Here is a 25,437-nt window from a genome sequence, read left to right as displayed (position 1 = left end):
TTTACTGTTGCAAGCCTGCCTGCACTGCTTTCCAGAAATCCTCATTCTCCATGCCAATTGCGTACATGGACACACCAGCCAGATGGTAGTTTTGAACGAGCTTTGCTTTTTGCCTGATGCTGGTTGCATCCTCGTACCAGACTTCATGTGGCTCTCCATTGGTATCCGTATAATGCGCCACCATAGAGCCGGATGCCTGATCACGTGTTCCGGTTGTATGATATTTTGCCAGTAGGGATGTTGTAGCTTTCCATGGAACCATAGTATTATCCGCATACTCCCCAGATGCGGTCTGTTTTACATTCCAATCATTACCGTAAGCAGGTAATCCCATCAATATTTTGCGGGCAGGTACTTCTTTCACCGCAAACGCAAGGGAAGCCTGTATCCAATCTCTGCCTGCGGACGAGCCGGGCTCACTCCATGTTCCATGCTCATCGTACGTCATCACTTGTAGCCAATCGACTGCTTTGCCAATCGCCGCATAATCGTAAGCGCCAGCCCAACTATCTTTTAGATCATCCTGCTGCTTGGCGGGTATAGATACCATTGTTTGGAATCCGTTCTTCTTCATCACCTTGGCTGTATCACGTACAAAGGCGCTCAATGCGTCACGATCTTCCGGTACTAATGATTCAAAGTCCAGATTGACACCCGTGTAGCGATTTTGCTTTACTGTTTGTAATAGACCGGCAATTAGCTTCTTACGCGCAGAAGGATGGGTCATTACCTCATGTGCGGCATGTGGGTCCCAGTCGGTTTCGCCATAGTTGGACACCAATGCAAATGTGCTCATATGCCACTGCCTTGCCTGTTGAATCGCTTGACGAGGCGTTGTTCCGATCAGGTTTCCTTCGGCATCCGTATTTAGTGTATCCGTAGAGAGCTGATTCATATATGGATGATAGTTGGTAAAAGCTTGCGCTGAAGCTTCTGTATAATAACCAAGCACAAGCGGTGAAGCCTGCGCATATGGCGAAGTCGATGATGCAGACGATGCAGGTATAGTCGTACGGTTTGGCGCACTGGTAGCCCATACAACAGCGGTGCCGATCATGGCGATACCAAGCAGCAGCGCCAATATAAGACTGGTTTTTCTATTCATAATCATGTCTCCTAGCTGCTATTTCATCAATCGCTGACGATAGGCTAACGGCGTGACTCCCATCATATCACTGAATAATTTACTGAAATACGATGGATTCGGTAGCCCTACCCGATAGCCCACTTCAGACAGAGGTAGATTGGATTTGCGCAGCAATGAACACGCATGACGAATGCGGGTTGCGCGCGTATACATGCCAATCGTCGTGCCGGTTGCCTCTTTGAACAAATGAGCCATATGATACGACGACAGATGTAGCTCATTAGCCACATGCTCCAAACGAAAAGTTTCCATATAGTGTTGTTCAATCCATTGAATGATATCCTCCACATGCTGATGCTGCTTTTTAGCAAAGGCGGAATGTTCTTGCGGACGCTGACGTAGTTGATAGATCAGTCCAAGCAGGAAAAGACCGATATGCTCCTCCAATTCCATCTCCGTGATATGCTCCATTCCCTCACGAAATTGCTGCATCAGTGCCACCAGCGGATCGTATTCATCCATCGCCAGCACTGGTTGCACATGGATCTGATTCAGAACCAACCGTTGAAAAAAGCTGCGTAGACTCGGAAAATCATTCAAATATTTGTACACTGGCGCAGCTTCAAATGCCAGCACACTTCGGATAAACGGCTGCTCTTCCGTCACCTGTATCTGCACATGATGCAGCTGAAACGGCGGGAATACAAGAAGTGTCCCCGGCTGAATATAATACGTTGCTTTATCGCTGATTAGTTGCCCTCTACCCTCATGCACATAGGTCAATTCCATCTGCGAATGCGCATGGAACACGTTGTGAAAAGATTCGGTTGATGTTTTGCGATGCTCATACCAGAACCAGTTGCCATGAAACATGGGCTTGCTCCTCCTCCGACATAACCACAAGATATAAACATTTTAACGCAATATGGCATCATTGTTGGACACTTTTTCCATATATTCTTATCACAAATCTATCAAAGGAGTTGTGATTCTGTTCTATGCTAAATGTAGCCATCATCGGTGCCGGGGCGATCAGTAGAGCTCATATCGAAGCGTATCTCACCTTTACAGATCGATGCACCATTGTTGCTGTCGCGGATATGTATGAAAACAAGGCACAAACACGAATCGACGAATATCAGCTGCACGCTGCAACTGCCTATAGTGATTATACTGCATTACTAGATCAATCTATTGATCTGATCTCCATCTGCACACCTCCGCATACGCATGCCGATCTTGCTGTCCACTGCCTACAGGCAGGCAAACACGTACTACTGGAAAAGCCTATGGCTTCTTCATTAGAGGAATGTGATGCTATTTTGCAGGCGACCGAACAGAGCGGTAAGCTGCTCTCCGTCGTCAGCCAAAATCGCTTTCGTACACCAATGATGAAATTGAAATCCGTGCTCGACAGCGGAATGATCGGTCGTATCGCCCATGTACAGGTGGATTCCTACTGGTGGCGTGGACATAATTACTATGATCTGTGGTGGCGCGGCACATGGGAAAGCGAAGGCGGCGGCTGTACGCTGAATCATGCCGTTCACCATATCGATGCTCTGTTATGGATGATGGGTTCGCCAACTAAGCTGCATGCGTTTATGAGCAACACGATGCACGATAACGCTGAGGTTGAGGATATATCCATCGCGATGGTAACATTTGAAAATGGCGGTCTTGGACAGATCACAAGCTCTGTTGTTCATCATGGAGAACAGCAGCAATTGATTTTTCAAGGTGAGCATGCTCGCGTCTCTGCGCCATGGGAATTGGTATGTTCCCGTTCACTGCCTAACGGATTCCCTGAGCCGCATTCCACTCTTGCTGCCGATATTCAGACGTATTATGATTCTCTGCCGGAACTGCGGTATGAAGGGCATACTGGTCAAATCGATCATATGCTATCCGCTATCGAACAAGGCACGCCGCTGCTGATCGATGGACATAGCGGTCGAGATACGCTGGAATTGATCATCGGCATTTACAAATCAGCAAGCACAGGCACTACCGTCACATTTCCGATTGCTATGGACGATCCCTTTTATACGCGTCAAGGTATTCGAGAGCATGTTCCATACTTTTATGAGAAAACAGCTTCTGTTGAGAATTTTCAGGATCAGGTTATTACTACAGGCAGCAATTTAAAATAAATAGAAGAAAGGAAAAGCCATGGAAATGAATGATATATCATTTCCATGGCTTTTGAGTTGAAGCGTCAAGCGTGCTAAATGTTAAGCGTTTTGTTCGTATAGTACCACATCAATTTCCTGAAACGCGCGAACTTCCTTTTCCCAGCGCTCTTTTACATACTTCACATGCACCGGATGTTGATTGTACGCGTCATATGCAGCTTGATCAGCGAATACCATGGAGAACATGTAATCATGGTCATTTTTGCCACTAGTCTGTCGGAAGACCTCGAATTGCTGAACACCGGGGATCTCTGTGAGCTCCTGCTTGCTCATATTCAGGAATGCGTCTGCTTGCTCGTTATCCTTACCAGTATGAAGCGAGAATGTCACCATATGCTTGATTGTACTCATTCGGTACTCCTCCTTGTTCATGCTCAAGTCATTTCCATCCATTATACATCCAATTGGAAAGTATCACGCACGAGAACGGCAAATTGCTGATCATCAATAGGCTCTTTTTGAATATCACCATGATTTACAACGGTATAGGAATGATCGGTCAGTGTCATGCTGCCAGTGTCTGTGCAGCGGGTAATCAGCACCGACTTGTTGAATTTGGAATCAGGGTGCTGACGTACCAACTGCTGAATATCGTTGACTACTGATTCATCAATGACATCATCCAATCGGAAACGATAGCATATCTGCCAGTCTGGACTTTGATGCAGCTGTTTTTGCTGAAGAATACAATATCCATCCTCTGTGGATATGCGGAACTCGCCGTTCCGGCTGACCACAGGATTGCCATGTAAAGGAACAGCGCGTAGCGGCAATCGGATGCCAAATCCATTGTCGACCAGATACTGCTGCTCGTTCAGTTGCAGAATAATCAGTATATGCGAATTACCCATACTTAACCAGTCGCCCAGCGCTGCGTCATAGACCTGCCCTTGTACAAGCGATACATCCATGCCTTTAGCGGATAACACATAGTACAGCAAGGTATTCAGCTCATAGCAGAGACCTCCACTACGATGCAGCAATAGCCGCTCCAGCAGCGAGTCACGATCCACGCGATACGCATCCTCTGTAAGCACTCTTCGATTCTCAAACGGCAGCACTAGCGCCATCTGTTCCAATAGCTCGTTCAGTTGCTCCAGCCGCATCGATTCATCCGCTAAAGCCCCTTCATTCATATGTAATCGTTTCTCAAACAGCGAAATAATTTCTTTCATATCTTTCCCTCCTTTGGGTGATAATTCCTATTATAAACGTAAACTTTCAAACACGCGAATATTTAGGTACACTACATATATAGATGTTTTTCTTAACAGAACTGATATTGCCAAACTAGACGAGCAAATAGGAGAATGCAATGAATAATCAAATGGAGCAATTAAAACATATTCGCCAGAACGTCATCCGTTTTATGATGATGTATGAATTTGCACTAAAAGAGCTAGAAACGAAAATCGAAATTCTGAACGATGAGTTTCTGTCTCTGCACGAATACAATCCGATTGAGCATACCAAGTCACGAGTCAAATCGCCAGATAGTATTTTGAAGAAGATCCAGCGTAAAGGCGGCGTGCAGAGTCTGGAAGATATCCGCGAGCGTGTACGTGATATTGCCGGGCTGCGTATTACGTGCTCATTTACCGAGGACATTTACTGGGTATGCGATATGTTAAAAAATCAGTCCGACATCGAAATCATCGAGATCAAGGACTACATTCGCAATCCGAAGCCGAATGGCTACCGTAGTCTTCATATGATCATTCAAGTGCCTGTATTCATGTCCGATCGTCAGGAATCGGTGTATGTGGAAGTTCAGATTCGTACGATTGCGATGGACTTCTGGGCAAGCTTGGAGCATAAAATCTTTTACAAATACGAAGGCTCTGTGCCAGAGCAGCTGACCAACGAGCTGAAGGATGCTGCTGATTCCGCCACTGCGCTGGATCTAAAAATGGAGAAGCTGCGCCATGAGATCGAATCGATTAAGCATGCAGATGAAATCGACGACGAGTATGAGCTTATGCAGCAGTTGACTGGAGAACAAGGCTTACAGATTCCAGAAGCATTGCTGCGCTTGACAGGCGGATTTGTCGATAAGAAGTAATAGGTAGGCAAGTTGAGTCTGTATGGAATTGGGTCATATGATGGAGTGTCCGATAGTTTGTGTTACTATCCGGTACCGTTCACATATACAAATGTCATTAAAAATAGCATACGAACCTTATTGAAATGCAAAAGAGCAGTGCTTCTGTTAAGAAGGCACTGCTCTTTTTGTGATGGGTATTGATTATTGGAATTATGACTTGAACCAGCCTTTTTCCTTAAAATGCTTGATTGCTTCGATGCGATTGCTCACATTCAGCTTATCCATAATGATTGAGACATAATTGCGCACCGTACCTGTCGTAATAAAAAGCTCATTGGAGATTTCGCGCGTATTTTTGCCATCGGCGATCAATTCCAGTACGGCATGTTCACGCTCGGTAAGTGGACTTTTCTCACGATATCCTTCGTCAATTAGCTCAGAAGCATAAATTTTGCGCCCCGCCATCACCATACGAATTGTATGCGACAGCTCTTCAATCGGGCTATCCTTGAGCAAATAGCCATGAATCCCTGCCTGACGAGCACGTTCAAAATAACCCGTACGTGCGAATGTCGTCAATATGATAATCTTGCAATCACTCTGATCACGCAGCTCCTCCGCAGCATCCAAACCGCTTTTGGCAGGCATCTCAATATCCATGATACAAATATCTGGCTTCAACGCATGAACAAGCTCTACCGCCTCTGCTCCATTCGTAGCTTTGCCGATTACGTTCATATCCTTTTCCAGATCGAGCAGCGAAGCCAGCGCGCCGAGCAGCATGCGCTGATCCTCCGCAATGACAATATTGATCATGATAATGATCCCCCTCTCGCTGGTATTTCATTTGGTTTACAATTGGCGCTGTACTGCGTTTGGTACGACCATACGCAGTATCGTGCCTTGATTCGACGATACCGACAGGCTACCATTGACAAATTCTAACCGTTCTTTGATTCCTTTTAGCCCATTGCCAGCATATTTCTGACGTTTCAGATCGATACCGGAGCCATTATCCTGCACGGTCAATACAAATTCCGTGGCACTGGACTCTAGCGAAATGTCGCACTGCGTTGCTTCACTATGACGCACGACATTGTTGATCGCTTCTTTGAGACACATCGCTAATACATTCTCACTAATTAGCGAAATATCCTCCGTATCGTTGTTCTGAGATAAATGCAGCTTAATCTCCGCCACATCCAGTATCTGCTGCACCCGGAACAACTCCTCATCCAGCCGCATGCCTCTCATGCGTGTGACCAATTCACGGACTTCATTGAGCGCAGTACGAGCAGTCTGTCGCACATCTAGCATCTCTTGCTCTGCCTTTTGCGGATTGCTCTCAATCAGCTTGTATGCCAGCTCACTTTTCAGACCAATTAGGGACAGCTTCTGTCCCAGTGTATCATGCAGATCACGGGCAATGCGCTGACGCTCCTCAAGCTTCACCAGCTCGGAGATTTTGCGATTGGCATCGTTCAGCTGTCCTTGTAGATGATCCTCACGCGATTTGTTATGCGCATGAATCGGCACGAGAATGACTGCTGTCAGATTGATAACGAGTAGCGGCAGTTGGGACAGAAACTGATCCAAGTCGGAAATGATGCTACTGTACGTCAGTCCGAGTGTACTAAGTAGATTGATCACGTAGAGCACCCAGAAGCCGATCCGGTGATGCACCGTGCCGATGAAGAACGCCAGAAACAGGGAGAAGTAAATGAATCCGAACATCAACCCTACTACGATCGACAGCACAATTTGCACCCCGAACCAAACATAAATTTGCCGCCCCTTAATGATCAGGGACAGCAAATTCGAGGTGAAAAATACGATGATCATCAGCACACCGGCGATTACATAACCAATCGTAAACTTATTAAAGATAAAGTAAAACGGAAGCAGGAAAAACAACAGCCAGATGTATAGATTGACGCCGCCTGTCGTTTTCCGAAACAGGTCTTTCCAATTGTTCATGTAGTCACCTTTGCCGGGCATCCAGAGATTGCGCCTGATAATAGCGCCTGATGGATGCCGCATGCTTTTGTTCAGATGATTCTATTTTACTTCAGATCGATGCCGACTGCATTAAACGTTTTCTTATCCCCCATTGCCTTCGCATGCTTCAAAGCTTGCTTGGCATTGCGCTTATACTGGCGGAAGCTCACAAAGCGTTTACCCTCTTCATCCCATAGACGGAAACGTAGCGATTGCAGGCTCGTTTTGAGTGTAATGGTTGTTGCCTTTTGCAGTGGCGGTGTAGCGTTATGCGCTTCTTCCAGATAATAGTTCGGTACGCGTGGGCTCAAGTGATGCACATGATGGAACCCAATGTTACCAGTGAACCATTGCAGGATGAGCGGCAGTTTGTAATACGAGCTACCTTCTACAGCTGCTTGTACATACGACCATTCATCGTCCTTTTCAAAATACGAATCTTCAAAGGTATGCTGTACATAGAACAGCCAGATGCCCATCATGCTTGCAATGTAGAAGATTGGCAGTTGAATCAGCAGGAAAGCCTGCCAGCCCACGAGCCAGCACAGTGCCGCATACAGCAATACGATCAATACGTTAATCAGATACGTGTTACGACGCTCTGCCCATTTTGCATCGCGGCGGTTAAAGCGTTGTTGTATCAAAAATACAGCGATAGGACCAATACCGAACAGGATAATCGGATTGCGATACAGACGATAGCTTAAACGAGTAAACCATGTTGCTTCTTGGTATTCCTGAACAGTCATCGTCCAGATGTCGCCTACTCCGCGTTTATCCAGATTGCTGCTGGTTGCGTGGTGAATGGAATGGCTTTGCTTCCATTGCATATACGGCGTCAGCGTAATCACGCCGGTAATCGTACCGATCCAATGATTGAGCTTTTTATTTTTGAAAAATGAACCATGACAGCAATCATGGAAAATGATAAAGGTACGAATAACAAGACCTGCGGCTACCATTGTAATCGGTATAGTCAACCAGTAAGAAATGGACAGGCTCCAGTATGCAGCCGCCCATAATAGGATCAAGGGCACCAATGTTGTAATTAGTTGCTGTATACTTTTACGAGAATCAACTTTTTCAAATGGAGCGACTTCTTTTTTGAGTTGTTTGGTCAAAGACATAAATGTACTCCCTCTCAGGTAGAGTGCACCTGATTTTAGTATCCGGTTCAGTGATTCGATTATATTGGCTCCGGGTATATCTCCATTGTAAAGGAATAGGTAGGTTCAAATAAGTCATAAGTGTCAGTGTCTATACATGACACTTGTCATGTATTTAAGCGTTATCAAGAATATTTTTCCAATTATGATGTGGATATAGCATTATGTATACCAAAAAGCACACTGTTGATTACAGTGTGCTTTTTGGTATGGTTATGGCTGTTTTCTTTCATGCTCACCTATGCAGCAATGTGATACATCATAAGTCTAGTGGGATGTAGTGAGAATGACAGCAATCTGTATCCATCATTTCCCCTAAGAGCAGTAACTGTGCAATTATCCGACTTCCTTAAACAAGCCGCCACTTACACTGACTGAATTATGGCAGTGTGGACAGATGACCGTGCCATTTAGATAAGGCAGTCGTTCCAGTAATGCCTCTGCCTCCACAAGCTCTGCTGCTCTTTGTAACGTATGGAATCCATAGGTATCTGTTAGACTCAGCGATGCTGGTGTAATCATCATACTGGAATTGCCCGGATATAGCACAGGATCAGTGCCATGCAGACGCATAGAATCGCCTTCTAGCTGATCGATAAACCATTCGCCATCACACTGTGGACAAACGCCCACATATTCTTCCCCGCCTGCATAATGAATAAGCAGCCGTGCCAATCGATCATGCCCATGATAAGCACAATACGCTGCCAGTATGTAGTCCAGTTCATATTCATTTTCGATTCGCTGCTGGGCATATGTCAGCATCTTTTCATGCAAAGGCTCTACCTTTTCCAGCGCCAAACGATAATCGGCGATGATTCGCTGCCATTGCATCGGATTGACATCGCCGATCATCTCTGACATCCACGCCCCAGAGCCAGCAAATATCGCCTCAATTACACCGCATTCGATATATATGTCTGCCTGTGCATCAGGATTCGCATCCAGCGATGCTGCCAGCTGCAAAAGATGAGGGACTGCTGCCAGCGTAGCACCATAAATCGTATGCTGATGCACTAGCAGTTCTGTTAATTCGCGAAATACGTCTGGCTCAAACTGGACATACAAGTGATCCAGTAGGATCGGTATCTGCTCTGCTGTTCCGAATGCCGTTCTCAGCTCTGCCCATGCGGGGCTCATCCATTCAAGCATCCTCTTCCCCCTTCATCTTTGGCAATTCTACATTCAACTGAGAAATCGCTGCTTCCTTCTCACGGTTGCTGACGTGAGTGTAAATGATAGTCGTCTGGATCGACGAGTGACCGAGCAATTCCTGCACGGTGCGTAGGTCGGTTCCCTGACGCAGCAGCATCGTTGCAAAGGAATGTCGCAGCTTATGGCTAGAGTACGGCAGTCGGCGCGATGGCTCTACATCGCTCTGGAATCGGTCAAATGTATCTGCGGCAATCTGCTGAATATTGCGGATGGATAGCCGACTCCCCTTTTGTGAAATGAAAAGCGCATGCTCGCCATCGCGCCATGGGGTGAGACGTTCGCGGATACAGAGGTTTAGCACATCGGCTACCGCTTCCGGTACCGGTAATGTACGCCATTTGCGACCTTTACCAAACACCTGCAATGTACGGCGCTCCTCGTTGTAATCTTGTACATTTAGCAGATGGACTTCGCCAACACGCAGCCCCATATATGCCATGAGCAGAAATACAGTCAGATTGCGTGTCCGATACTTGCCATCCACGGATTGCAAAAATGTTGTGAGCCGTGACTGATCAAGATATAGCGGTTCTTTGTTTTGCTCTGTTTTCGCTTTTTTGATCCCAGCAGCAGGGTTGTGCGAAGCTAGCTCCATTTCCATTAATGCCTTAAAAAAACAGCTGACTGCTGCGTGTTTGCGATTACGTGTCGAATCACTTACTCCGCGCGAACGTGCACCGCTTAGGTATGAGAGCACATGCCGCTTTTTCAGCTCATCCAATGGCTTACCATAAACAGAATGGGATGACAGAAATTCATGAATATCGTGGTTATAGGAACGACGAGTATAGCCAGTATATCCCGCGTCCTTCATCCAATCCTGAAAGGCTTCCAGCTCCTCGCTGTAGATAGACAGCAATTCATCGTCGTCATCTTGCTCCTCGGCAATCGCATCCTCCTCTTCTCTGTATCGCGAAGAGGGTGATGATGCAGCTGTACGATTCATACGGCGGGCACGATCATGGTGGTTAACCTTGTCTTCTTCTTGCTCGTGATCTATAGATAGGTAGGTCTGCGCTGTATTCCGATTATAGGTATCCGGTGCAGCAGACATAGACGATATTCGTTTTCGGTTCAATCAGCTTCGTTCCTTTCACAGCTATATAACAATGCAGACATTCGTGTTTCACAATTATACGCTGTTTTTAGTTGAAAACAAATGACATTCATCGGATAAAAGAACATTTTGCATACAATCCTTTGTTTCATGAACTTATAATTCGTTTACGTTGAAATTAGGAACAATCGTTACGATCAATCATATACAATGTAGTGATGAATATTGCGAATCTTCTTCGATTGCCAGTATGTTTTGTATTCATCAAAATATTGTTCCCTTCATGTTACAACGAAGAATACTGGCAATATTCGTCCACATACATGATTCAAAACTACTCAAGGAGGCATTACCATGGCTAAAGAAAAACGTATTGTACTAGAACCTGCTGCACAGAAATTCGCTGACGACAACTCGAAACCCCCTTTCCTCTATCAATTGGGACCGGAAAAAGGGCGCGAAACGGTAGATGAAGTACAATCTGGCGATATCGACAAACCTGATGTAGATATGGAAGACGTCACTTTGCCAATCGGTCCGAAAGGCGAGGTCGCCATTCGTATCCTCCGTCCGAAAAATGCACCTGCAACGCTGCCCGTGTTGCTATATATCCACGGCGCAGGCTGGGTATTCGGTAACTCTCATACGCATGACCGCCTGATTCGTGAATTGGCTGTTGGTAGTGAAGTTGCTGTGGTATTCCCGGAATATAGCCGTTCTCCAGAAAACCGCTACCCTATCGCGATTGAGGAAATCTATGCTGTATTGCAATGGATTGGTGAACAAGGTACAGAGCAAGGCTTCGATACTTCCCGCATCTACGTTGGCGGTGACAGCGTAGGCGGTAACATGACTGCTGCCATGACGCTGTTGACTAAAGAACGTGGCGGTCCAACAATCAACAAACAATTGCTGTTCTATCCAGTAACGGATGCGAACTTTGATACGAACTCCTATGATCAATTTGCTGAAGGTTATTTCCTAGCACGCGAAGGTATGAAATGGTTCTGGGATCAGTACACAACCGATCCAGAAGAGCGTGCTCAACTGACTGCGTCCCCACTGCGTGCAACAATAGAGCAGCTGCAAGGTCTGCCAGAAGCACTTGTCATTACAGGTGAAGCCGATGTACTGCGTGACGAAGGTGAAGAATATGCAGCCAAGTTGCGTGAAGCAGGCGTGAAAGTAACCGAAGCTCGCTTTGGCGGTATTATCCATGACTTTATGATGCTGAATGTATTGAAAGATACACAAGCGAAAAAAGGCGCATTGATTCTGGCAAATGCCTTCCTGCGCGACGGTATCTAATACCGGATCATTCCTGATGCGTACTCATTCATCTGATATGACGATGAAGTAATAGTACAACTATAATGAAAGAAAACCCGTATCACATCCTGTTTCAAGGATCGATACGGGTTTTTTTGTTCTACATTTTACATAGTTCCTCGCATATACAGAATGATTGCTTGTTCCCTACTCACACTGGAACTACTGTTTCTATTATGGTTTACACAGCTGACACGATCTTCATTGAACCAGCAGCTTTTGCCTTGATTCGTACAAATTCCGACGTCACGTATGCCATTGGCAACTCTTCCAGATCAATCAGCTCCACGGTATCGGGATCAGCGCCAGCGGCAATGGCTTTTTGCTTCGCTTCATTTGCTGCTTCCTGTAGCACCAGCTCGCGTTTCCGTCCCGTCATGGAGAACATTTTGTCGATGTCTCCACTCACTTGGGCAATCGCTGCTCCTAGTGCATTAGCACAGCCGGAATGAGGCGGTCGAATCACCTGTGATGCACCTTCAATATCGCCGGGAATCAGAATGGCGCCACCACCGACGAGCACTACTGGCACTTCGGCAGCACTGGTTTTGATCTGATCAATCGCTGTATTCACCTTTTCATGAATAACCTGTAGCGCTTCTTTCCATACCGCTTCTGGAATGACGGATAAACGGGACAAATCGCACTGGGGATGGTCAATCTGCGCCTGCCCCGAAGCCAACAAACAATCGGTTGCCGTCAAAATGCTACCTCCAAAAGCAATACTATCTCGCACAATATGGTAACCAACACTATCAGGTCCAACGGTAACTCCCTGCTCCGTCTGACGTACAATGCTACCGCCGCCAATACCGATGGATACAATATCTGGCATACGGAAATTGGTGCGCACTCCGCCTAATGTAACCGCCACACTTGATTCGCGCGGGAAGCCATTCACGAGAATACCAATATCCGTTGTTGTACCGCCAATATCGCAAATAATGCAATCCTTCAGCCCACTCAGCTCGGCAGCTCCACGGATACTGTTGGTCGGACCGGAGCCGATGGTCAGAATCGGATACTTTTTGGCATATTCCAGCGTCATTAGCGTACCGTCATTTTGGGCAAAATAAATGCGTGCATCGATACCATAGCGCTTGAGCGCCATTTCCAGACCGTTGGAAACGGCAGATGCGACGCGAACCAGTGCAGCATTGAGTGCGGCGGAATTTTCGCGTTCCAGCAGACCAAGACTGCCGATCTCAGATGATAGGGTTACTGGAAATCCCTCTCCCAATACCTCTGCTGCCCAAGCGGCAAATTGCTCCTCGTAATCTGCTAATACAGGAGAGAAGATGGACGTAATCGCCAGCGATTCTACACCAGATGCTTTAATCTGATGCAACACCTGCATACACTCGTCACGATCCAGCGTCTTGTTAGCCAGCGGACGACCGTTGCTTTCGCAGCCGCCATGCACATAATAATACGTATCCCCTGCCGCCGCCTTCAGCTCAGCATCCCATGTAAACATCGGCTCAACAGATGTCCCTGCTGGCAAGCAAATTCGTACACAAGCGATTTTGGCGAGACGACTGCGTTCAATGATCGCATTGGTTGCATGGGTGGTTCCCAGCATGACGGATGAGATACGTCCCGGATCTATATTTCCCTGTGATAACAGGCGTTCCAGTGCATCATAAATGCCCGATTCGACGTCTTGACTGGTTGGTGCTTTGACATTGGCGATTACCTGCTGCTGTTCGTCCAGAATGACGGCATCCGTATTCGTTCCGCCGACATCGATTCCGATTTTATACATGCTGTTCCCTCCGTCTCTGCTGAATATGTTCAACCGGCTCATAGTCAGTATCATAGCCAAAATATCGTGGTCCCCATACTTCTAATGCTGCCGCACTGCGCATAATATCCGGTGTGGGAATAGCAAGGCAAATCACACGGAAGCCGTATTTGATCGATTCGGTCGTAATCGGCATGCCTGTTTCCTGATCCAAAAAGGTAATCAGATCCGGCACCATTGCTTGCATCTCCCCATCCATCAGTGCGCATAGGTTTTCGTTTTGAAAGTCCACTCGCAGCTCTTTGCCTTCATATTCGCCCAGTCCAGATACAAGCGCCTTGCCGCGTACAAAGCCATCGGTTGATTGACGCTCAATATCGGTGATTTTCCCACGGAAAATCACAATCGCTTCGCCGTAGATTGACTGCCGAGTGACCTCTTGAATGGCTTCGATTGGATCACGCTTGCTGATCTGTGATTCGCGGATGGCGCGCCCTAGTTCCATACACAGGGTCATCGTGCCATGAATAGCGGTACGCTTCACATCCGCCCCATTCATCATGTATTCCGCTACATGAGCCGCTCCGCCCATCCGTATCGCAATGCCACGCGAGATATATTCGAGCATATAGTTGTCCATCGTTTCCAGCAGTACCCGATCGCCGCGTTCATTATGCAGTGCCATCGGTGTACCGTGAATGCCGTAGATATGGAAGGTTTCCATTTGCAGCTCAGGAAAGGCTCGTCCCATGCCGTCTGCATCCACAAGTGGAATACCAGCTTTGGACGCGACGACGAACGGTACTGTTGAATTCAAGCCGCCGCATTCAATCGGCATCGTTGCAAAGGCTTGAACACCTGCCTGTTCCTCCAACAAACGCATCGACTTCAGCGCTTCATCGCCATTCGGAATCTTCTCCATCATAATCGTTGGCGCACCCATCATCGCGGTTGGAATCACCCAAGCGTCGTCGGGTAATTCGTCAGGATGCAGCATCTGAATCGGTCCATTCTCCCGAATACATTTTTGCACCATCAGTTTGCCAAGATACGGGTCCCCGCCACCGCCTGTACCAAGCAGCGCCGCGCCAACTGCTAGATTCTCAATATCTTCCTCTGTGATCCATCGCATCAATCATCAGCCTCCCTTGTTATGACTACAAGCTATAGTAGTTAGATCGCTTTGCGAATGTGATGCTATCCTTTGGTCAAGCCCAGTACCTTTTTGGGAGCCAATAGCTTCATACCGACATAATATACAATCGAGCTGACGATAATCGAAGTCAGCGCCTGCACGCCCCACGTAATGAACATGCCTGAAGCAAAGCCAATCAGCCATGAAAAGATCGCAACAGGATTGATTTTCTCGCAGGTTTCCGGTAATGTTCCTAGCTCACGCGACGCATCTAGCTCTGGTCGGAAACGCTTGAGCAGGTAATAATCAATCGCCATAATGCCAGCGATTGGCGGAATGGCAACACCTAGAATGATCAGGAACGAAGTGAATTTGTCCAGAATACCGACAATCGACAACACCGTTCCAAGCACCCCGAGAATCAGTGTTAGCACCCCGCGGTTCATATTGACATTGAACAGCGTACTCAGGAAGTTCGTAATCCCTAGTGAAGAGGAGTACAGGTTAATATCGTTAATTTTCAATGTAGCAAAAGCAACAATCGCGCCGCCGAGCAATCCGGTCAGTTGCATAACAATCGACATAATATCTGCACTGCCCACTGCATGCGCCATCAGTACTGCAATTAAATTGACCCCAAATTCGCCGAGGAAGGTACCTACCAGCGTAATCCAGATAACATCCCGTCCCGACTTGGCGAAGCGCGTCATATCCGGTGTAGTGACACAGCCGACGATAAAGCCACCCGCTACCATCGTAGTCGCCGCGCCAATGGTCAATGCCGTTCCCGGTGGAGCCATTGTTGCCAGCTCGACGATGGAGTGATTCTTCAATACTTGATACACACCAACACCCATAACAATTAAGAATAGAGGAACAGTGATCTTCGCTGTCCAGCTAATCCATTTGAAGCCAAAATACACGAGCAAGGTGGTACCAATCCCCGTAATAATCGAAGCTAGAACGAAGCCCAGCTTGCCTCCGGTTACTCCATCAATGCCTTCGGCGAAGACTGAATTTTGTACACCAAACCATCCCGTCAAAGAAATGGCGAAGATCAGCCCAATAATGCTAGAACCATACTGCCCGAATCCCGACCAGCGCGCCAGTAGACTGGTGGACATGCCTTCTCTTGCACCAGCGATTCCAAGTAATGCCGATACCACCTGCAAAATAACACTCCCGAACATCGTTGCCCAAAATGCGTCCCATAACGTCATACCGTAGCCAAGCGCCGCACCAATCAGAAATTGCGAAATACAGGTGAGCGCCCCGATTCTGACGAGCATAATACTAAACATCGACTCTCTGCGGTCAGCAGGCACTCTTGCTAGTGAATAATCATCCGCATTTCCATTTTGACTCATCGGAATCCCTCCCTTATGTCCCGAACGATATCGGGTATGTATCTAATATAGGGCATAAATTCTATCATGATAATAAGGTTGTGACACGAAATAAAGACGATGATGTTGGTCAAATGAACAAATATAAGATTTAATGTTATGAAAGTTAACTCGTAAAGGTCGATATTTTATTTTTGATTGATGAATTTGTTACTACTTCTATCTTCTTCATAACAAGCTTTTTACTGCTCTCTTAATCCTTTGTTAGATGAACAATCAGCCGCCTCTGCTTAGCTCTCTTTAGATGCGCTTTATTGTTCTATGTAACTTCAACTCTCCACCTAACTTGAACGTTCTATGTAATTTGAACTTCCTACACAATGAAAACGTAAAGCCAATGACCTGACTGCAACAAATGCAGTACATAGGAAGCATTGGCTTTATCATTTCTATTTAATTATTGCTATTTCCTCATGTCTGCTCACTATACGTCTATCTCTTTTACAGCTTATTCAGCAGCAATGCCATCTCAAAATGAATACGATGCGGATTCTCAAATGGATTGACTTTTAAAATATCAATAATACGTTGCTTGCGATAATTGAGCGTATTCCGATGAATATGCAGCACATCAGGAAGCTCCTGCTGCTCTGGGTAAAATAGAAAATACTCCAGCGTATCCAGAAAATCGGCATTCATTTTACGATCATACTGCAAAAGTGGCTCTAACAAAGGCTGAATCGTACGCTGTAACGTATCGTCTTCCATATGACGCAGTAGCTGGAATAACGGCAAGCGGTCCGCGCATAACAGATCAGATAAGGCTGGCATCCGCCGACGAAAATGAAGAATATCGAGCAGACCTCGATACATCGCTGCGCCTTCGTTTATCAGATCACGTTGAATACGCTGATATACCATGATCACCGGAACAGGCAATGCTGCCTTCAAAGCGTCAAGCCGATGTCTATACTCGTCTGGTTGCTCACTTGGGCTGGATGGATGCGGCAATAACAGTACTAGCTGCTGACCATGCGTGATAATCATGCCTTTCGTATGCCATACCTTCTCATAGGCTGTTTGAATCGATGTATGAAGCTGCTGCTGTTGTGCTGTATCTTGCACGATTAGAATGACCATCCCGCCAAAGCTATGCAGATCATACCCGGCTTCATTGAGACTACGTTCCAGCTGCTCCTGCCCAATCTCTTGCCCATTCAGCCAATGAATAAGCACGGTCTGCTGATAATCACGCGCCGCACTCTGAATAGCATCCTCTTGCGCAAAATACAATGCGAGACTGACAGCAACAGAATGGTATAGCATCTCCTTAAATGGCGGCATCTTCTCATCACTACGAATACACAGATACCCGTATACTCGCTCGGCAGATTGGATCACCTCTACAATATCAAATGGAGAATCATCCGCCTCATCCGGTGGATGGGCAGCGATTGATTCGGCGGTATCGGTATACACTAGCTCGACCTCATAACTAGCAAGCTGACGATATTGCTCATCAACCAGCAGCAACGGATCACCAAGAATTTCGCCGATTTTGGGAATGATGACAGTATGATCTAGCTTCTCCGCAAGCCATTCGGTTACGTAGTTTTGGATTTGCAGCATTTGACGGATCTCAAGCGAACGATGTTTCTGAATCTCTTGTACGACTGGCGAGATAATATCGATATAAGGCACATCGCGTGGAATTTCAATGATTGGTAGATGCAGTTCATCCGCCCGCTGCAAGACAACGGGCGATAGCGAATGATAATGCAGACCGGGATAGCAAAGCGCAAGTGCGGCGGCGTGCATTTTTTTCATTTTATCCAGCAGAGCGAGTTGCCGCTGTACATCGTCTCCAATATTATAAAAGGCAGTAATAATCAGTTCATGCCCTTTAAACCATTCTTCCGAATCGGGAATTTCCAGTACGGTCACATGCTCAATCGGATTCCGCAAGCCGGTATGCCCAGCAATGATCTGGGCGCGCGCGAGCGCTCCGACTGCCATCGCTTCTTCAACCGTAATACTGCTCATGTTCTCTCTCCTTCCAGCGTAACCTTGCACATTCCTTTGCTGATCACTGAGTTCCGTATTTTATTGATAGCATTGCAGTCCTATAACAGTTTAGTCAAAACGCATTGTAGGCAGATGTAAATTTGTCCATTATTATAGTGCCGATGATCAAAAGCATGCAAAACAAAATGCGCCATTTATGGTACTTGTTGCTTGTCATAGTTACATACAAAAATAGCGTTCATTGCCAGTAATATCAGCAATGAACGCTATTGGGTTCGTTCTATTCGTCTTGATCTTGATCGTTGTTATCTGTAGAGCGCATTTGTACGCAGCTCTGTTGCACTGATGGCTTAGATTAGCCTTTGCGAGAAGCGTAAAATTCGGCAGCTTTTTGCAGCATTTGTTGCAGCGAGCCGAATTGTGTATTTTGACTAACCTGCGTGTCGATCTGATCCTGCGGTACTTGTTTTACTTTGTCGGCAGAGTCGGTAGTTGAACCAAGACCGAATTTTTGCAGCATGTCACCTGCTGATTGAAATGGAGTATGTTTTTGCATAAATTCGGGAGTCAGCAGCTTGTCCAGTGGTAGCTTTTGAATAATCTGATCTAGTGGCAATTTGCTGATCATATCCATAATACCGCCGGAAGAACCACCGGATTGTTGTCCGTCTTTGTTGGAGCCTGTTAGCATATCCTTGAGATTATTGAGATTGAAGCCCATAATGAGCATCCTCCTTCATATTCATATTGAATTGCATTCGCAAACAGGAAGCTTGATACCAAGCTATACGTCCTTTTGCAAAGATCATGAACTGCGATCCCAAAGCAATAGCGATGTCTATATGTCAAGGATGACAGTAGAAACGCATTCGCAGCTATACAGCTTACTTACCCCACTACAGACATACAAAACCGCCAATTTCTCATCTCTTGTTTCATGCAAGAAAAATGAAAAGTTGGCGGTGAGTGATGCACATGCTTCATAAGGTCTAATCCATGATTCACAAAAATTCTAGCACGCGATCCCATGAATTTAAGTATTCTAGCTCCTGCTCAATTTGTTGCTGCTCATCCAGCTCGTCCATCCATTCATCTTCGGTAGGTTGATTTTCGTTCATGATCGTTTCCTCCGGTGTCCAGATGTAGCAAAGACGACTTTGCTGCTCTGTAGAATTGGTTGTGCTGTGTGCCTGCTCCGTATCATATAACATCTTCCCCATGCTATTCGCCCTCCATTCAGGAATATGTTGCCTGTTATCATAGTAGTGCATATGGCAATTGTTTGAATCAGCTCATAGGATGAAATCTACTGCCTTTTCTCTCCGCCTCTAGATGTAGAGAGTCAATATATTGCGTAATCATTTACATAAAAAGTAAAAAATAAGTGGTGATTGTCTATTTTATCGTGTCTTTTCAAAGGAAACGCTTTGCTTTTGTGGAATAGGGGTAACAGGCTCAAACGCCCATTATAATCAGAAAGGGGAATACTTATGATCAAAAACAAAGCATTTATTACCGCTACACTGGCTGGTGGGTTACTGCTGTTACCATCTACGGGGTGGGCAGCGACACCAGCAGAAACAGATATGAAGCTACAGGTCGATGGACAGGAGCTAGCATTGGAAGGATATACGGTGAATCACAGCTTGTATGCTCCGTATGCGGCGATCGCCAAGGAGCTTGGTGCAGATGTGGATTGGAATAAACAGACAGGAACATTAACGTTGCAGCGCGGAGAGAAACAGATTACCTTTACCGAGAGCAGTACGACCTCCTCTTTATTTCAGACCGATGGTGAGGTACTCATTCCCGTACGTAAAGCATTTGAGGCATTCAGCTATACCGTTTCGTATGATTCGGCGAATAGATGGGTTCATGTGCAAGCGGATGACGATACGCAGCCGCCAGTATCAGGTAGCTCCAACGATAATACGGTAGGTAATGATGTGTATGGTAACACTACAGACGATAGTGTAACTTCTGACACATACGCGGGACTGCTAAACGTATCGATATTGACGGATTTGAAGCCGGATCAGAATACAGGAACACGGATTGAAGGTGTTGTTGCCTATGGGGATAATGTATTTACTGCTGATATGGATACACGCGAGTTGTATCGCATAGATGCTAGTACGGGTGCAGCAGAGGTGCTGACCGTACTGCCACGAACGGGGACTGGTATGGCAATGGATGAGAGCGGCAATCTGTATATTGCCAGCGGTGGTGAAGAAGGTCTAATTTACAAAATAAACGCTGCTGATCTGAACGGTGATCCATTTGACAGTTCTAAGGTGGATACCTTCGTCAGCGGTGTAGCGGGTGCGAATGGACTGGCATTTGACCGCGAAGGAACACTGTACGTAACGGGTGGCGCAACGGGCAATATCTATGCGGTCACACCGGAGGGACAGTTGAGCACGTACGCCAGCGGCTTAACCGCAGAACGACCGCAGCAGGCAATCGTTGTAAATGGGATCGCTGTCGGTACAGATGGGTATCTATATGTTGCGAATACAAGTTCTGGAGAGGTGCATCGCTTTACGGTGGACGAGGATGGTGCAGTGGGTCAATCGCAATCGATTGCTAAGAGTGAGCTGTTATACGGTGCCGATGGTCTGACGATTGGACCGGATGGTAACCTGTATATTGCCGCTAATGAACGCAATGCGATTGTGCGGGTTACACTGGATGGCACGGTAACCGATATTGCACGCAATGATAATAGCGGTCCACTGGAGTTCCCAGCCAGTCTTTCTTTTATAGGAAATACGTTGTACATCAGTAATTTCGATCAGCCGCGCGGTAGTAACAATCCGAATACGCCGGGTATCGGTTCATCTATCGCCAAGCTGGAATTGGAATGATCCTTATTAGAAAAGAGGCTTATCCTTTCATATAACGAAAATAATGGCTCTTAATAGCAACAGCCATTATTCTTTGTCTACAATTGACAAGAATGATGGCTGTTGTTGTGAGCTTGGTTGCTTTTTTTGTTATTAGTTTACATAATTATTATTATGTTACTATTTTGCGATTTCATTCAATAAGCGATACATGATGGCTGCACTTTCGGCTCGAGTAAGTGACTGCTTAGGTTGAAACAATCCTGCTTCATTTCCTTGTAGCAAACCGGAAGCATCTAGATTCACAATTGCCTGTCTCGCCCATGTCGCTGATTTTCCCAAATCGGGAAACCGATTCATAGGATTGTTTGCAGATTCCGTGGCGGCAGTACGAAGCAGATCATTTTGCTGTAGAACACGATCCAGCATCACTGCCATTTCCTGACGGGTGATGGTCGCATTGGGTCGGAATGTACCACTAGCATCGCCTTGCAGCAATCCCGCAGCAGCAGCGGTATAAACATCTTCTGCATACCATGCGGAGGATGCTATATCGGAAAATTCCTTTCCCTTTCCTGCTTGGTCGCGCGAAGAATGATCATTGCCTGTTGTAGCCGTAGCCTTGGATAATCCAAGCACGCGGTTCAGAAGTGTAGCCATTTCTGCACGGGTGATTGCCGCAGAGGGCGAGAATGTTTGTTTGGTAGTGCCATGGATAATCATACGATCAGCAAGCTGCTGTACAGACGATGCTGCCCAGTGCGCCTGCATGTCCGTCCATGCTTGCGGCTTGGCATCTAATACCACATACGTGCTATTGCTGCGACTGAATACAGTTACCTTATCATTTTGCACAGTGAATGGAACAGGTGTATAAGCGAACGTACCATTGGATGCTTCTTCCACTCGTACCACTGCCAGACGATTCGATGATGTGATACCTGCAACTGGAATCGTTCGCTGAATATAACCGTTCCACTCCGTTATAGGCTGTGCTGTGTTATCGCTCCATGTATATAGATTGTAATCCACAGCGGCACGCGCCGTGTATCCTTCTTGGCTTGCCTGAGCCAATGCCGCGGGGGATGGCGTGATGTTCACTCCTAGCGCCTGCGTGCCTGTTACAGATTCTCGAATGAGTGCTAGCGGTAATGTATAGCTACCTACGGGTGTTTGAATCAGCAATTGCTCTACCTGCTGCTGATTGGTCAGGGCTTGTATAGCTGCCGAAGCCAATTGCACTTCAAAAGCACCTTCCGTGTCGTTGGAATCTACATTAATCTGTAGAGCAGTAGCTGCTTCTGCACTATTCAGCATCTGCTGGATATGATCTGCGGTTAGCGTCACAGCGTTTAGAGGGCGATTATTTTGCTTAGAAATGGTCGGTGCGAATAACCAGCGTGCCGTTTTGCCGTCTGTTGATAATCCTTGCGAAGTAGCGATTGGTGATATTGGAGTCGTTTGTGGGTTGGTCGGTGTTGTCGTTCCACTTCCGCCACCATTACCGCTTCCACTGCCTGCATTGCCTGAACCGCCGCCTGTATTATTGCCCGAATCGTCATCATCGTCGGAATGCCCTTTTTTGGCAAAATCAATCACCGTTAGTAGTGGATCATGGTCACTAACTCGTCCATCTGCTTCCATGAAATCGGCATTGATATGCACGATGTCCAGCTTAGCTTTGCCTGCAATGCTTGACGTCATCAGTACATGGTCTAGCGTTTGTGAGTTCCCTTCATACACATAGGAATAACGCTCATTGATCGGCAAGGTATCGACTAGATTAGTGAGCTGTGTACCTTTCAAAATCTTAAATGTATTGGAAAATTGAAAATCGTTAAAGTCACCGACCAGCACTACATTGGCATCGCTGTTCTGTGCCAATGTATCCTGAACAAACTTGTTCAACACTGCTGCCTGCTTGGCACGCTGGATTTCACTACTGCGCACCGGTGGCTGTGCTGAACCGTATAATGCCTGATCGCCGCCTTTGGAGTTGAAGTGATTGGCGATCACAATGACTGTCTGCCCATGAAATTCAAACTGAGCTGCCAGTGATTTGCGCGAATCCGTAAAAGCTGGATTCTGCGGATCGATGCGACCGGGATTCGCGCTTAATCCCTGCGGTCCGTAGGTGACAGCTGTGACTGAATCGCCTGCTCCACCTGCTGCCTGAGGCAATGAAACCCGCGCTGGATTGTACAGGAAACCGACGCGGATATTCCCGCCCGGTGCGCCGCCATCCTGATTGTTCTGAGGCGCAATGCTGGCGTAACGATATTCCGGTCCGCCCGCAGCGACAATATCACGAATGAGCGCGTTAAAGCTGGTGCTGGCATCGGTTGTACCATCGTCGGTCGCTCCATTATTATCCTGAACCTCCATCAGCCCGATAATGTCCGGGGTATGCAGATTGTCGATTACATTGCGAGCGATTTGCTTGGTTTTTGCCGTATTGGCAGGGTCATCCCAGAAGTTCTCGACGTTAAAGGAAGCAATCGAGAGTTGCTTGTCGCCGTTGTGCAACGCAGATACTTCACGCTTCCAGCCACCATCTACGATAGGAGGCAGCTCGGCATCTGGTAGTATTTTAAAATTGCTATAGTTGTAGCTCATAATACCAGTTATGGATCCGTCGAAACGATCCCCTGTCTTGATCGACTGCTTGGGCTTCTCGGCAATGAGCAGTCGATTGGCGTTGAACTCGCCGTTACTAATGATCAATCCACCAGCGGGTGTACGACGTGGGCTATTGTCTATATCAACGGATACCGGAGTCTCGTATCCATACGGTCCGATAATATCCGCGTTGTTCAGCTGAATCCGCATTCCTTCCAGACTTTCATAGAAGTCAATACTGTATGCTGATGGATCAAATGTAGCAAAGCCATCTGGTGCAGCAATCTGCGATGGAATCACACGTCCTCCCGCTCCAATTACCGTTGGCTTAGGCAGTGTCTGGTTCTCATCCAATACCTGAATAGCAGTAGCGGCAATTTCGGTTGTCGTCAGATCCGCGGCATCGCTGTAGCCGGTTTCTCGGTATTCTTTGACTGAGCCATCTACGCTGACCTTATCGCCTACCTTCACTCCATGTGAAGCACGATAGACAAGAATGGCTTGTGATGTGCGGTCATCTCCATCATCCAGATTATCCGGCATTTGCATATAAAAGCTTGATTTGCTCTTGACCATCGTTACGATGCCTTCCACCTGCTGTACCTGCTCGTCGGCATACGTAGAAGTCTGCGCGGTGCCTTGAATCTGGCTGATTGTCAGCTTGAACGGTTCCTGTTCTACTGGCGGCACGCTGCCCGCAATATCACTAACAGTACGTGGGATTAGTTGATATTCATTGTTGTAGCGTGTAATAACACCAGTAATGGAATCATACGATTTGCCAGCTTCCAGCCACGGTTCGGTTGAATAGACGATAAAGGTTCCTGTACCGTCCGAAACGGTATAACGACTGCCAGATACACTGTCTACTTGAATGTTATGAACGGCTACCAGACGAGCTTCGTACGAGTTTCCTACAGCAAAATCAGCGGACGTGATCGGGCTTGGTGACGGAACGGTACTGTTCGGATCGGTAACGATGACATTGCTTGATGAAGCAGAGATTTGCAGCAGATTACGATATGCACCTAATGTCCCGCTCACTTGAACACGTTGCCCCTGCTGTGCAGATAGATTGCTGCCACGTACAACAATGCCTGCCTGATTGTCCTGAATGTAAAGATTACTGTAGCCGCTTCCAGTATCCTGACGATAAGTAACGATGCCCTGTATGTTGACCGTATTGCCAATCGTCTGTTGACGGGCGGTTGCAATCGAATATGTATCTTCACTTGCAGTGGATACCTTATGTTGTATATGTGCAAGTGATGCGCTTTCGGCTGAAGCGGATATGGAAGTGATACCGTCATGGTTCGTCTCGTTACGCTCGGCTGCGCTAGCGGTAGATAGATTCCAGCTTGCCCCCGGTACTATGGAAGATGCCAGCATGACCGCTGCTAGACCTGCCCCTGTTTTTGATTTCCATCGCCTCATATGTATCGTCCTCCAATGTTCTTACAAGAATGGGTTTCTTTTTAAACTATCACAAAATAATCAAAATGGAATCAGCGCCATGTAAAAATAGTCGTTTTGCCTCAGTACCTATTTTCTATCGAAGAATGGATAAAACACTGCTTATAAGACGCGAATGCTAAATCTGATTCGTTTTGCTTGTCAGATGCGACAATACA

The 25,437-nt window shown here is 46.7% G+C and carries 20 protein-coding genes; 4 read left to right on the top strand and 16 right to left on the bottom strand.

What is annotated here, in order from left to right:
* Position 1: 1 nt before the first annotated feature.
* Positions 2-1,105, bottom strand: a complete 1,104-nt coding sequence (locus ABXR35_RS07970) for a glycosyl hydrolase family 18 protein (protein ID WP_367057900.1) — start codon at positions 1,103-1,105, stop codon at positions 2-4.
* 18 nt (positions 1,106-1,123) lie between these two features.
* Positions 1,124-1,960: an AraC family transcriptional regulator gene (locus ABXR35_RS07965; RefSeq protein ID WP_367057897.1), complete on the bottom strand. Its 837-nt coding sequence runs from the start codon at positions 1,958-1,960 to the stop codon at positions 1,124-1,126.
* 125 nt (positions 1,961-2,085) lie between these two features.
* On the opposite strand from ABXR35_RS07965, the gene ABXR35_RS07960 reads away from it, so the two are divergent.
* Positions 2,086-3,240, top strand: coding sequence for a Gfo/Idh/MocA family protein (locus tag ABXR35_RS07960; protein WP_367057894.1), 1,155 nt, complete (start codon positions 2,086-2,088; stop codon positions 3,238-3,240).
* An 81-nt stretch (positions 3,241-3,321) separates the two neighbouring features.
* On the opposite strand, the gene ABXR35_RS07955 is transcribed toward ABXR35_RS07960, so the two are convergent.
* Both ABXR35_RS07955 and ABXR35_RS07950 read right to left on the bottom strand, forming a co-directional pair.
* Positions 3,322-3,633: a Dabb family protein gene (locus tag ABXR35_RS07955; protein WP_367057891.1), complete on the bottom strand. Its 312-nt coding sequence runs from the start codon at positions 3,631-3,633 to the stop codon at positions 3,322-3,324.
* Between the two features lie 41 nt (positions 3,634-3,674).
* A complete protein-coding gene (locus tag ABXR35_RS07950; protein WP_367057888.1) occupies positions 3,675-4,457 on the bottom strand; it encodes an arylamine N-acetyltransferase family protein in 783 nt (260 codons plus the stop codon).
* Positions 4,458-4,597: 140 nt separating this feature from the next.
* On the opposite strand from ABXR35_RS07950, the gene ABXR35_RS07945 reads away from it, so the two are divergent.
* Positions 4,598-5,344, top strand: a complete 747-nt coding sequence (locus tag ABXR35_RS07945; RefSeq protein WP_367057885.1) for a GTP pyrophosphokinase — start codon at positions 4,598-4,600, stop codon at positions 5,342-5,344.
* 192 nt (positions 5,345-5,536) lie between these two features.
* On the opposite strand, the gene ABXR35_RS07940 is transcribed toward ABXR35_RS07945, so the two are convergent.
* The 5 genes from ABXR35_RS07940 to ABXR35_RS07920 form a co-directional block, all read right to left on the bottom strand.
* Positions 5,537-6,142, bottom strand: a complete 606-nt coding sequence (locus ABXR35_RS07940) for a response regulator (protein ID WP_367057882.1) — start codon at positions 6,140-6,142, stop codon at positions 5,537-5,539.
* A 36-nt stretch (positions 6,143-6,178) separates the two neighbouring features.
* Positions 6,179-7,303 (bottom strand): sensor histidine kinase, encoded by a 1,125-nt coding sequence (locus tag ABXR35_RS07935; protein ID WP_367057879.1) that lies wholly within the window; start codon positions 7,301-7,303, stop codon positions 6,179-6,181.
* Between the two features lie 86 nt (positions 7,304-7,389).
* The gene (gene desA / locus ABXR35_RS07930; protein ID WP_367057876.1) at positions 7,390-8,451 is read right to left on the bottom strand and encodes a Delta(5) desaturase DesA; all 1,062 of its coding nucleotides are present in this window, start codon (positions 8,449-8,451) and stop codon (positions 7,390-7,392) included.
* 375 nt (positions 8,452-8,826) lie between these two features.
* On the bottom strand, positions 8,827-9,642 hold the full coding sequence (locus tag ABXR35_RS07925; protein WP_367057873.1) for a hypothetical protein: 816 nt from the start codon (positions 9,640-9,642) through the stop codon (positions 8,827-8,829).
* Entirely contained in the window at positions 9,635-10,783 is a 1,149-nt protein-coding gene (locus ABXR35_RS07920; RefSeq protein ID WP_367057870.1) for a tyrosine-type recombinase/integrase, read from the bottom strand. Before ABXR35_RS07920 ends, ABXR35_RS07925 begins: the two co-directional genes overlap by 8 nt.
* Before the next feature lie 333 nt (positions 10,784-11,116).
* Between ABXR35_RS07920 and ABXR35_RS07915 the strand changes: the two genes are divergently transcribed.
* The gene (locus ABXR35_RS07915; protein ID WP_367057867.1) at positions 11,117-12,070 is read left to right on the top strand and encodes an alpha/beta hydrolase; all 954 of its coding nucleotides are present in this window, start codon (positions 11,117-11,119) and stop codon (positions 12,068-12,070) included.
* A gap of 202 nt (positions 12,071-12,272) precedes the next feature.
* Here ABXR35_RS07915 and ABXR35_RS07910 read toward each other — a convergent pair whose 3' ends face one another.
* From ABXR35_RS07910 to ABXR35_RS07885, 6 genes are all read right to left on the bottom strand, one after another.
* Positions 12,273-13,856: a hydantoinase/oxoprolinase family protein gene (locus ABXR35_RS07910; RefSeq protein WP_367057864.1), complete on the bottom strand. Its 1,584-nt coding sequence runs from the start codon at positions 13,854-13,856 to the stop codon at positions 12,273-12,275.
* Positions 13,849-14,967 carry an S-methyl thiohydantoin desulfurase family protein gene (locus ABXR35_RS07905; RefSeq protein WP_367057861.1) on the bottom strand — a complete coding sequence of 373 codons (1,119 nt, stop codon included), beginning with the start codon at positions 14,965-14,967 and terminating at the stop codon, positions 13,849-13,851. Before ABXR35_RS07905 ends, ABXR35_RS07910 begins: the two co-directional genes overlap by 8 nt.
* 65 nt (positions 14,968-15,032) lie before the next feature.
* Positions 15,033-16,337, bottom strand: coding sequence for a purine-cytosine permease family protein (locus tag ABXR35_RS07900; RefSeq protein ID WP_367057858.1), 1,305 nt, complete (start codon positions 16,335-16,337; stop codon positions 15,033-15,035).
* Between the two features lie 480 nt (positions 16,338-16,817).
* Positions 16,818-18,359 carry a PucR family transcriptional regulator gene (locus ABXR35_RS07895; protein ID WP_367057855.1) on the bottom strand — a complete coding sequence of 514 codons (1,542 nt, stop codon included), beginning with the start codon at positions 18,357-18,359 and terminating at the stop codon, positions 16,818-16,820.
* Positions 18,360-18,696: 337 nt separating this feature from the next.
* Complete coding sequence (locus ABXR35_RS07890) at positions 18,697-19,062, bottom strand: hypothetical protein (RefSeq protein ID WP_367057852.1); 366 nt, start codon at positions 19,060-19,062, stop codon at positions 18,697-18,699.
* Between the two features lie 280 nt (positions 19,063-19,342).
* A complete protein-coding gene (locus tag ABXR35_RS07885; RefSeq protein ID WP_367057849.1) occupies positions 19,343-19,561 on the bottom strand; it encodes a hypothetical protein in 219 nt (72 codons plus the stop codon).
* A gap of 270 nt (positions 19,562-19,831) precedes the next feature.
* On the opposite strand from ABXR35_RS07885, the gene ABXR35_RS07880 reads away from it, so the two are divergent.
* Positions 19,832-21,208, top strand: a complete 1,377-nt coding sequence (locus ABXR35_RS07880; RefSeq protein ID WP_367057846.1) for an SMP-30/gluconolactonase/LRE family protein — start codon at positions 19,832-19,834, stop codon at positions 21,206-21,208.
* Positions 21,209-21,367: 159 nt separating this feature from the next.
* Here the strand turns inward: ABXR35_RS07880 and ABXR35_RS07875 are convergent, their stop codons facing one another.
* Positions 21,368-25,240, bottom strand: coding sequence for an S-layer homology domain-containing protein (locus tag ABXR35_RS07875; RefSeq protein WP_367057843.1), 3,873 nt, complete (start codon positions 25,238-25,240; stop codon positions 21,368-21,370).
* Between the last annotated feature and the right edge of the window lie 197 nt (positions 25,241-25,437).

The organism is Paenibacillus sp. JQZ6Y-1, from assembly GCF_040719145.1.
GTDB lineage: Bacteria > Bacillota > Bacilli > Paenibacillales > Paenibacillaceae > Saccharibacillus > Saccharibacillus kandeliae.
The sequence above is the reverse complement of the archived record's forward strand: the minus strand, read 5'-3'. Positions and strand labels throughout refer to the sequence as shown.

What these genes read in the sequence shown, in the direction of transcription:
- ABXR35_RS07970 (WP_367057900.1), bottom strand. Translation starts at nt 1,105, where the DNA reads ATGAATAGAAAAACCAGTCTTATATTGGCGCTGCTGCTTGGTATCGCC.
- ABXR35_RS07965 (WP_367057897.1), bottom strand. Translation starts at nt 1,960, where the DNA reads ATGTTTCATGGCAACTGGTTCTGGTATGAGCATCGCAAAACATCAACC.
- ABXR35_RS07960 (WP_367057894.1), top strand. Translation starts at nt 2,086, where the DNA reads ATGCTAAATGTAGCCATCATCGGTGCCGGGGCGATCAGTAGAGCTCAT.
- ABXR35_RS07955 (WP_367057891.1), bottom strand. Translation starts at nt 3,633, where the DNA reads ATGAGTACAATCAAGCATATGGTGACATTCTCGCTTCATACTGGTAAG.
- ABXR35_RS07950 (WP_367057888.1), bottom strand. Translation starts at nt 4,457, where the DNA reads ATGAAAGAAATTATTTCGCTGTTTGAGAAACGATTACATATGAATGAA.
- ABXR35_RS07945 (WP_367057885.1), top strand. Translation starts at nt 4,598, where the DNA reads ATGAATAATCAAATGGAGCAATTAAAACATATTCGCCAGAACGTCATC.
- ABXR35_RS07940 (WP_367057882.1), bottom strand. Translation starts at nt 6,142, where the DNA reads ATGATCAATATTGTCATTGCGGAGGATCAGCGCATGCTGCTCGGCGCG.
- ABXR35_RS07935 (WP_367057879.1), bottom strand. Translation starts at nt 7,303, where the DNA reads ATGAACAATTGGAAAGACCTGTTTCGGAAAACGACAGGCGGCGTCAAT.
- desA (WP_367057876.1), bottom strand. Translation starts at nt 8,451, where the DNA reads ATGTCTTTGACCAAACAACTCAAAAAAGAAGTCGCTCCATTTGAAAAA.
- ABXR35_RS07925 (WP_367057873.1), bottom strand. Translation starts at nt 9,642, where the DNA reads ATGCTTGAATGGATGAGCCCCGCATGGGCAGAGCTGAGAACGGCATTC.
- ABXR35_RS07915 (WP_367057867.1), top strand. Translation starts at nt 11,117, where the DNA reads ATGGCTAAAGAAAAACGTATTGTACTAGAACCTGCTGCACAGAAATTC.
- ABXR35_RS07910 (WP_367057864.1), bottom strand. Translation starts at nt 13,856, where the DNA reads ATGTATAAAATCGGAATCGATGTCGGCGGAACGAATACGGATGCCGTC.
- ABXR35_RS07905 (WP_367057861.1), bottom strand. Translation starts at nt 14,967, where the DNA reads ATGCGATGGATCACAGAGGAAGATATTGAGAATCTAGCAGTTGGCGCG.
- ABXR35_RS07900 (WP_367057858.1), bottom strand. Translation starts at nt 16,337, where the DNA reads ATGAGTCAAAATGGAAATGCGGATGATTATTCACTAGCAAGAGTGCCT.
- ABXR35_RS07895 (WP_367057855.1), bottom strand. Translation starts at nt 18,359, where the DNA reads ATGAGCAGTATTACGGTTGAAGAAGCGATGGCAGTCGGAGCGCTCGCG.
- ABXR35_RS07890 (WP_367057852.1), bottom strand. Translation starts at nt 19,062, where the DNA reads ATGGGCTTCAATCTCAATAATCTCAAGGATATGCTAACAGGCTCCAAC.
- ABXR35_RS07885 (WP_367057849.1), bottom strand. Translation starts at nt 19,561, where the DNA reads ATGGGGAAGATGTTATATGATACGGAGCAGGCACACAGCACAACCAAT.
- ABXR35_RS07880 (WP_367057846.1), top strand. Translation starts at nt 19,832, where the DNA reads ATGATCAAAAACAAAGCATTTATTACCGCTACACTGGCTGGTGGGTTA.
- ABXR35_RS07875 (WP_367057843.1), bottom strand. Translation starts at nt 25,240, where the DNA reads ATGAGGCGATGGAAATCAAAAACAGGGGCAGGTCTAGCAGCGGTCATG.